This window comes from Leisingera sp. G5_S3_59_S7 (assembly GCF_054968485.1).
This window is the reverse complement of record NZ_JBQKUH010000101.1, coordinates 1-7,469: the sequence shown is the minus strand read 5'-3', so window position 1 is coordinate 7,469 and position 7,469 is coordinate 1. Positions and strand designations below refer to the sequence as shown.

At 65.9% G+C, this 7,469-nt stretch carries 6 protein-coding genes; 2 read left to right on the top strand and 4 right to left on the bottom strand.

Annotated features, from left to right (window positions below; genetic code table 11):
• Positions 1–1,165: signal recognition particle-docking protein FtsY (gene ftsY / locus ACTRWG_RS22390; RefSeq protein WP_462829965.1), on the bottom strand; the 1,165-nt coding region annotated here is incomplete at its 3' end.
• A 77-nt stretch (positions 1,166–1,242) separates the two neighbouring features.
• On the bottom strand, positions 1,243–1,884 hold the full coding sequence (locus ACTRWG_RS22385; protein WP_462829964.1) for a lysoplasmalogenase: 642 nt from the start codon (positions 1,882–1,884) through the stop codon (positions 1,243–1,245).
• Positions 1,885–2,032: 148 nt separating this feature from the next.
• Between ACTRWG_RS22385 and ACTRWG_RS22380 the strand changes: the two genes are divergently transcribed.
• Positions 2,033–2,428 carry a hypothetical protein gene (locus ACTRWG_RS22380; RefSeq protein ID WP_259968973.1) on the top strand — a complete coding sequence of 132 codons (396 nt, stop codon included), beginning with the start codon at positions 2,033–2,035 and terminating at the stop codon, positions 2,426–2,428.
• Positions 2,429–2,447: 19 nt separating this feature from the next.
• Here ACTRWG_RS22380 and xseA read toward each other — a convergent pair whose 3' ends face one another.
• The gene (gene xseA, locus ACTRWG_RS22375; RefSeq protein WP_462829963.1) at positions 2,448–3,935 is read right to left on the bottom strand and encodes an exodeoxyribonuclease VII large subunit; all 1,488 of its coding nucleotides are present in this window, start codon (positions 3,933–3,935) and stop codon (positions 2,448–2,450) included.
• A gap of 134 nt (positions 3,936–4,069) precedes the next feature.
• Here xseA and purD point away from each other — a divergent pair, with 134 nt between their 5' ends.
• Positions 4,070–5,335, top strand: coding sequence for a phosphoribosylamine--glycine ligase (gene purD / locus ACTRWG_RS22370; RefSeq protein WP_027234717.1), 1,266 nt, complete (start codon positions 4,070–4,072; stop codon positions 5,333–5,335).
• Between the two features lie 238 nt (positions 5,336–5,573).
• Here the strand turns inward: purD and ACTRWG_RS22365 are convergent, their stop codons facing one another.
• Positions 5,574–7,298, bottom strand: a complete 1,725-nt coding sequence (locus ACTRWG_RS22365) for a DUF1217 domain-containing protein (RefSeq protein ID WP_462829962.1) — start codon at positions 7,296–7,298, stop codon at positions 5,574–5,576.
• Positions 7,299–7,469 lie beyond the last annotated feature (171 nt).

Here is a 7,469-nt window from a genome sequence, read left to right as displayed (position 1 = left end):
GTTCCAGACCAGTAAGGGCTGCCGCAAACTCTTCCGGATCAAACGGCGCCAGGTCGTCGATCTGCTCGCCCACCCCGATGGCGTGGATCGGCAGGCCGAATTTGTCCGCCAGTGCCACCAGCACGCCGCCCTTGGCGGTGCCGTCCAGCTTGGTCATCACCAGGCCGGACACATCCGCCAGCTTCTGGAAGGTGCCCACCTGGCTCAGCGCGTTCTGGCCGGTAGTCGCATCCAGGACCAGCAGGGTGTTATGCGGCGCGGTCTCATCCTTTTTGCGGATCACGCGAACAATTTTCGACAGTTCTTCCATCAGGTCGGCGCGGTTCTGCAGGCGGCCCGCGGTGTCGATCATCAGAAGGTCGGCGCCCTCTTCCTGCGCCTTGGTCATGGCGTCAAACGCCAAGGAGGCCGGGTCGGAGCCTTCGGGGGCGGTCAGCACCGGCACCCCGGCCCGGTCGCCCCAGACCTGCAGCTGTTCGACAGCTGCCGCGCGGAAGGTGTCGCCCGCGGCAATCACCACCTTCTTGCCCGCGCCTTTGAACTGGCTCGCCAGCTTGCCGATGGTGGTGGTCTTGCCGGAGCCGTTCACCCCAACCACCAGCACCACCTGCGGGCGCTTGGCATAGATCGGCAGCGGCTTTGCCACCGGCTCCATGATGCGCGCGACTTCCTGCGCCAAGAGTTCCTTGATCTCGCGGCTGGAGACCTTCTTGCCCATCCGCCCCTCGGCCAGGTTGGCGGTCACCCGCAGCGCGGTGTCCACGCCCATGTCGGCGGCGATCAGCAGCTCTTCCAGCTGCTCCAGCATGTCGTCATCCAGCGCCCGGCGCGGCTCGGCGGCGGCGGTGCGCCCCATCAGGCGGCCCAGCAGGCCCGGGGATTTTTTTTCCGGCTCAGATGCAGGCGCCGGCGCAGGCCTGGACGCCGCCGCCGGCTGCGGTGCAGCCTCAGGTTCGGGCGCAGGCTCCGGCTCGGCGGCTGGCTCCGGCTGCGGAACCGGCGCGGGCGCGGGCTGCTCCGGCGTCACCGCCGGGGCCGCTGCCAGGGCCTCCGCCACCTCATCCGCAGCGCTCTCCGCGCCCTCCTCGACAATCGCATCGAGCCCCTGCTCGAGCTTGGAGGAGGATTTGAACAGCCGCTCCTTGAGCTTTGAGAAAAACGCCATCTTGGTCTCCGCAAAAGGGTCTGCCCCTCACCTAATGCGGATTTGGGCGGAGTGCAAAGCGCAAGGCGCCGCGTTCCTCAGGAAAATACCGCCAGAAAGCCCGCTTGCGCCCCCCAATAGAGCGGCCAGACCGCAAACGGCGTGATCCGGCGCAGCACGTGGTCCTCCGGCAGCACAAAAGTCTCCGCCGCCAGCACCATGTCCGACAGCATGAACGCTGCGGCCGCGGCAAAGGCCCAGGTGCCAAGCGGCAGCGTCAGCGCAGCCGCCCCCATGCCAAGGATGATCGGGATATAGGCCAGCACCGCCCCTTTAAGTGCGCCTGCCCGCGGCGCCAGAATGCGCGCCATCACCAGCCCCAGCACCAGCAGCAGCCCCGCAATGGCAAACCCCGGCATCTCCAGCAGCCGCGCCGGGCCGCTCGCGTCCCGCGTCAGGAACAGCACCGCATAGGCCAGATGCCCGGCGGCAAAGGCGCCGACGCCCGCCATGAACGCTCCCTCGCCGTCGCGCGACAGGAACAGATCGCCCAAGGCGCACAGGCCCAGCGCAACGGCCAGCAGCCAGGGGGCCCCTGCCAGCAGCGCCGCAACCGCCAGAAGGGCCACAGACGCCGTCTTCACCAGGCTGCGCAGCAGCCCGGGCGGCTGCGCGGCCATAAACAGATAGATCAGCGCGCAGGCCGCCGCCCCCGCCCGCAGTGCCAGTTCCGCCGTCATGCCCTGCCTCCCCTTTGATTTTCCGCCACTTTGTCCCCGCAGGGCGCGTATCGTCAAAGGTGACCACGCGGGAACCGGGGCAGAAGCCGCCCGGCCGCCCGCCACGCAAGGCTTGGCGCCGGCGCCGGTCCTGGGGCACAGTGGCGTCATGCGCAGACTGATGATTCTCCTGCTGGCAGCCCTGCCCGCCCCGCTGGCGGCAGGCGAGCCGCTCGGCGCCGCGGAATTCGACCGCTACACTCAGGGCCGCACGCTGTTTTATGGCTTCGGCGGCTCCCTCTACGGGGTTGAGCGCTATCTGCCGGACCGCCGCGTGATCTGGTCCTTCCTGGACGGCAGATGCCAGGACGGAACCTGGTACGAGGAGGCGGGCCAGATCTGTTTCGTCTATGAAAACCGCGACGACCCGCAGTGCTGGACCTTCGAGCTGACACCCAGAGGTCTGACCGCCCGGTTCGAGGATGACCCGGCCTCGACTGAGTTGTACGAGGCCGAGGACATCGGCGAGGAGATGCTGTGCTACGGCCCCGACGTGGGCACCTGAGACCGCCGGAAATGCCCCGCTAGAACAAGGAGCCCTGGCTGCCGCCCGGTTCCGCCGCGGATTTTTTCGGCGCCTGGGCGGTGCCGCCCTCCAGATCCAGCGTGCCATCGGCAAACTCGATCTGCAGGGCACCTGCCTTGGCGGCGGCGGCTCTGGTGGTCAGGATCTCCTCGCCTGAGCGCACCACCGCATAACCGCGCTCCAGCGTCGCCTTATAGCTGAGAATTTCCAGCTGCCGGCCCGCAGCGGCAAGCGCCTGCCGCTGGCGGTCTATGCGTAAAGACTGCGCCGCATCCAGCCGCTGGCCCAATTGCGCAAGCCGGTCCCGCTGCTGTTTCACTTCCCGCTGGATCGGCCGCAAGCTGAGGCGCGAGGACAGGTTCTGCAGCCTGTTGCGCCGCCCCTCAACCAGCTGGCGCAGGGTGGCGGGACGCAAGGACGCCGCGGTTTCGCTCAGATGCACCCGGCGGCGCTGCACACCGGAAATCAAAGCCCCCGGCAGCCGGTCGGCAATCCGGTCCAGCCGCTGGCGCGGGGTTTCCAGCAGCGTATCCGGCTTGGGCAGCGCGCGGGCCAGATCATTCAGTCGCTGGCGGCGCTGCTGCACCGCCTGCCCCGCAGCCCTAGTCAGCCGCGCGCCCTGGTTTTCGCTCCAGGCCATCAGCTCCAGCCGCACCGGCACAGCCAGCTCTGCCGCTGCGGTCGGGGTCGGCGCGCGGCGGTCGGAGACGAAGTCGATCAGCGTGGTATCGGTCTCATGCCCCACAGCGGAAATCAGCGGGATTTGCGAGGCCGCCGCCGCACGGGCCACTATCTCCTCGTTGAAGCCCCACAGATCCTCGATCGAGCCGCCGCCGCGCGCGACGATGATCAGATCGGGCCGCGGCAGCGCGCCGCCCGGTGTCAGACGGTTGAAGCCGTCGATGGCGCGGGCCACTTCGCCTGCGCAATTCTGCCCCTGCACCGCGACAGGCCAGACCAGCACCTTGCGCGGGAACCGGTCGCGCAGCCGGTGCAGAATATCGCGGATCACCGCGCCGGAGGGCGATGTCACCACACCGATGATCTGCGGCAGATAGGGCAGCGCCTTCTTGCGCTCGGGCGCAAACAGCCCTTCCGCTTCCAGCTGCTTCTTGCGCTTCTCCAGCAGCGCCATCAGCGCACCCTGGCCGGCAACCGCCACCTCATCGACGTTCATATTGTACTTGGACTGCGCGCCAAAGGCCGTCAGGCGGCCGGTCACCACCACCTCCAGCCCTTCCTCGGGCACCACCGACAGGCCGCTGATCTGCCCCTTCCAGGTGGTGCAGGCCAGCACCGAGCGGTCATCCTTGATGTCATAATACAGGTGGCCGGAGCGCGCCTTGAACACCCGGCCCACTTCGCCCCTCACCCGGATGCGGCCAAAAGTGCCCTCCAGCGTGCGCTTCACCTCGCCGGAAATCTCGGAGACGGTGAATTCAGGAGCATTCTGCCCCGGCTGAGGATCGTCAAACAGGTCGGACATCGGGCGGCTGCTCTCCTGCGGCACAGGTGGTTCTTGTTTTGAGTTCGCGCGCAGCATAGAACGCGCCGCAAGCAAGGCAAGCCCCGGACAGCGCCGGGATGCCTCTCGGCTCAGGCAGATCGGAGAACATGCAGATGAACATCCTTATCCTCGGCAGCGGCGGGCGCGAACACAGCCTGGCCTGGGCGGTGATGCAGAACCCCAAGTGCGACAAGCTGATCGTGGCGCCGGGCAACGCAGGCATCGCGCAGATCGCCGATTGCGCGTCGTTTGACATTGAGAACGGCGGCGCAGTGGCCGCCTTTGCCGAGGAAAACGCCATCGACTTCGTGATTGTCGGCCCCGAGGCCCCGCTGGCCGCAGGCGTTGGCGACCGGCTGCGCGAGGCCGGCATCCTGGTCTTCGGCCCGTCTGAGGCGGCGGCGCGGCTGGAAGCCTCCAAAAGCTTCACCAAGGAAATCTGCGACGCGGCAAACGCCCCCACCGCGGGCTACGGACATTTCACCGATGCGGACGCCGCCAAGGCCCATGTGCGTGCCAATGGCGTGCCCACCGTGGTCAAGGCCGACGGTCTGGCCGCTGGCAAGGGCGTGATCATCGCGATGACTGAGGACGAGGCCATGGCGGCCATCGACGATATGTTCGGCGGTGTCTTCGGCGGGGCCGGCGCCGAGGTGGTGATCGAGGAGTTCATGGAAGGCGAAGAGGCCTCCCTGTTTGTGCTGGTCGATGGCGAGGACGTGCTGGCGATCGGCTCCGCCCAGGACCACAAGCGCGTCGGCGAAGGCGACACCGGCCTCAACACCGGCGGCATGGGCGCCTACTCCCCCGCGCCGGTCTTGTCGGCAGAGGTCGAGGCGCGCGCGATGGAAGAGATCGTGAAGCCCACCATGAAGGTGATGGCAGAGCGCGGCATGCCTTATCAGGGGGTGCTTTATGCCGGCCTGATGATCCAGGACGGCAAGCCCCGGCTGGTGGAATACAACGTCCGTTTCGGCGATCCGGAATGCCAGGTGCTGATGATGCGGCTTGGCGCCCAGGCGCTGGACCTGATGCACGCCGCGGCAGAGGGCCGCCTGGGCGAGGCGCAGGTGAACTGGGCCGACGACCACGCGATCACCGTGGTCATGGCGGCAGAGGGCTATCCGGGGTCTTACGAAAAGTTCTCTGAGATAAAGGGCCTGGACGCCCTGCCCGAGGACAGCAGCAACATGGTGTTCCACGCGGGCACCCAGGAACAGGACGGCAAGATGCTGGCCGTCGGCGGCCGGGTGCTGAACGTGACCGCCCGCGGCGGCTCCCTGCAGGAGGCCCGCGACCGGGCCTATGCCATGGTGGACGGGATCGACTGGCCGCAGGGCTTCTTCCGCCGCGACATCGGCTGGCGGGCGCTGAAGTAAGTCGGCTGGCCCGCAGGCGCTCCCGCCTGCTTTCGGTCACTCACAGATTGCCCTTCGCAGTTGGGCGCGGCCGGGCGCTGCCGCGCCCGGCGGCGGCATCCGGCCGCACACTTTCCACCTGAAAATGCCCCTTGGCGCAGCAGTCCGGCAGACAGGGCGCAGCCGCCCCGGCGCTGGCGCTTCGGCTGCGCTCCCGCCGGGCAAGCGCGCTTGATAACCTGCAGCCGGAGCCGCAGCCTTAAAAGCTGTTCAAATCACTCAGCAGCAGGAACCGCTTGCGGAACTGATCCAGCATCTCCGGCTCCAGGAAATCTGCCGGGTGGGTCGTGCCGAAGGCGTAAAAGGCCCGGTCCTTCATTTCGGAGAGCTGCCGTTCGATGTCCAGTTGCCCGATGCCGGACGGCAGGCCCAGCGCGGTCTCGAAAACGCTGCGCAGCGGCGGCGACCCGATGATGTTATACCAATGGGCATTTTCGCTGCCGCCCGCATCCGCGACATCCTGCAATTCGCGCTCCAGCGCCAGCGCCAGCCGCATGTTCGGATCCGAGTTGCCGATTTCGATTTCAAACTGGCGGGTGGTGTAAAGCTCGGCCAGTTCCTCGGCAAACCCTTCAGGATACTCCCGGCTGGTCTGCCCCTCGTTGAAGGAGAAAGCCTGCACCATGGATTTCAAACCGGTATCATAGTGCAAGTTGGCATAGGAGGTGCTGGAGGAGAGGTCAGAGTCAAACGCCTTGAGCACGGTATCGAAATCGGTGCTCCGCTTGCTTTGGCCGAACAGGTCCAGCGTCGCCTCGAACAGGTTCAGATCGAATACCAACTCCCGCGGGTTGGTAAAGGTGCCCAGCTTGTCGGTGATCTCATCCGCGAACACCTGCATCTTGCTGACAGGTTCAGGCCATTCGTTCTGGAAGGCCTCTGCAAAATCGTAAAAGGCCAGATTTTCCGGCTGGTTGACAAAAGAATTCGGGTCGGACAAATCTGATTCCAGCACCTGCCTCAGATAGGTTTCGCCCCGGTCGCTGAGGTTGAAAGTCTCCAGCGCATCCGCCAGCAGCGGCGGGTTCGACAGCAGCTCCTCCGGGTCGGTCATGGCGTTGATGTCCGGCCAGCCAAAGCCAAAGGCCTCTGACACCGCCAGATAGCGCTTGTCCTCCAGCTGGTTGACGAAGGAATCGGGATCGGTGGTGTCCGAATTCAGCACCCGCCGCAGGAAATCCGGGTAAGTTCTTTCCAGACCGAACGTGTCAATGACGGCCTGCAGCAGGTTTTCATCCTCCAGCAGATCATCCGCGCTGGCGAGGCCTTCGGTGTGCTGGTTGAATTCGGCAACCAGCGCCTCGATGCTGTTTTCATACTCCGGCACCTGGCCGAAATTGAACTGCCCCGCAAAGTCCGCATAGCGCGGATCAGACAGTTTGTTGGCAAAGGAGTCGGGGTCTTCCAGGTCGGATTCCAGGACTTTCTGCAGAAAGAACTGATTGTTCTCCATCCCCTCCAGACCGGCGTTGCCAAGCGCCTTGCGCAGCAGGGTGCCGTTGGACAGCAGATCATCCGGCGTGGTGATGCCCGCAAATTCGCTCCCCGCCCTGGCACTGGGCAGCTTGGGGCCGTCCGCGCTGCCAAAGCCAAAGGTTTCCGCCAGCGCCTGATACCGGCTGTCGTTCAGCCGGTTCACGATCGACTTGGGGTCGCTCATATCCGATTCGAGCACCTGCTTGATGAAGGCCCTGTTGTTGATGTCCTCATCCAGGCCAAAGGCGCCCAGGGTCACGGTCAGCAGGTTGTAGTCGTCCAGCAGCTGGTCGGCTGACTGAATGCTGGTGATCCGCTGCGTGAAATCCTGCACCGTCCGGTCAAGGACGGGCGATTTCTCAAAAACCTCCTGCTGCTGGTCCCGGGTCCGCTGCAGGAAGCTCCATCCTGCGATGCCGGTGCCGAACACATATGGCGTAAAGCTCACGCTGCTGTCTCCCCTAAAACCGCTCCGGGCCGGGCGGGCCGCCCGGATCTGCCCATCCGGCACAAGATTAGCCCAAGGTGGTGAATAAACCGGAAACGGATCTGGAGACTTTCGGACCGCGGGTTAACCGCGGGCAGACGGGCATCCCGCACCGGCGGCAGCAGGCCGCGA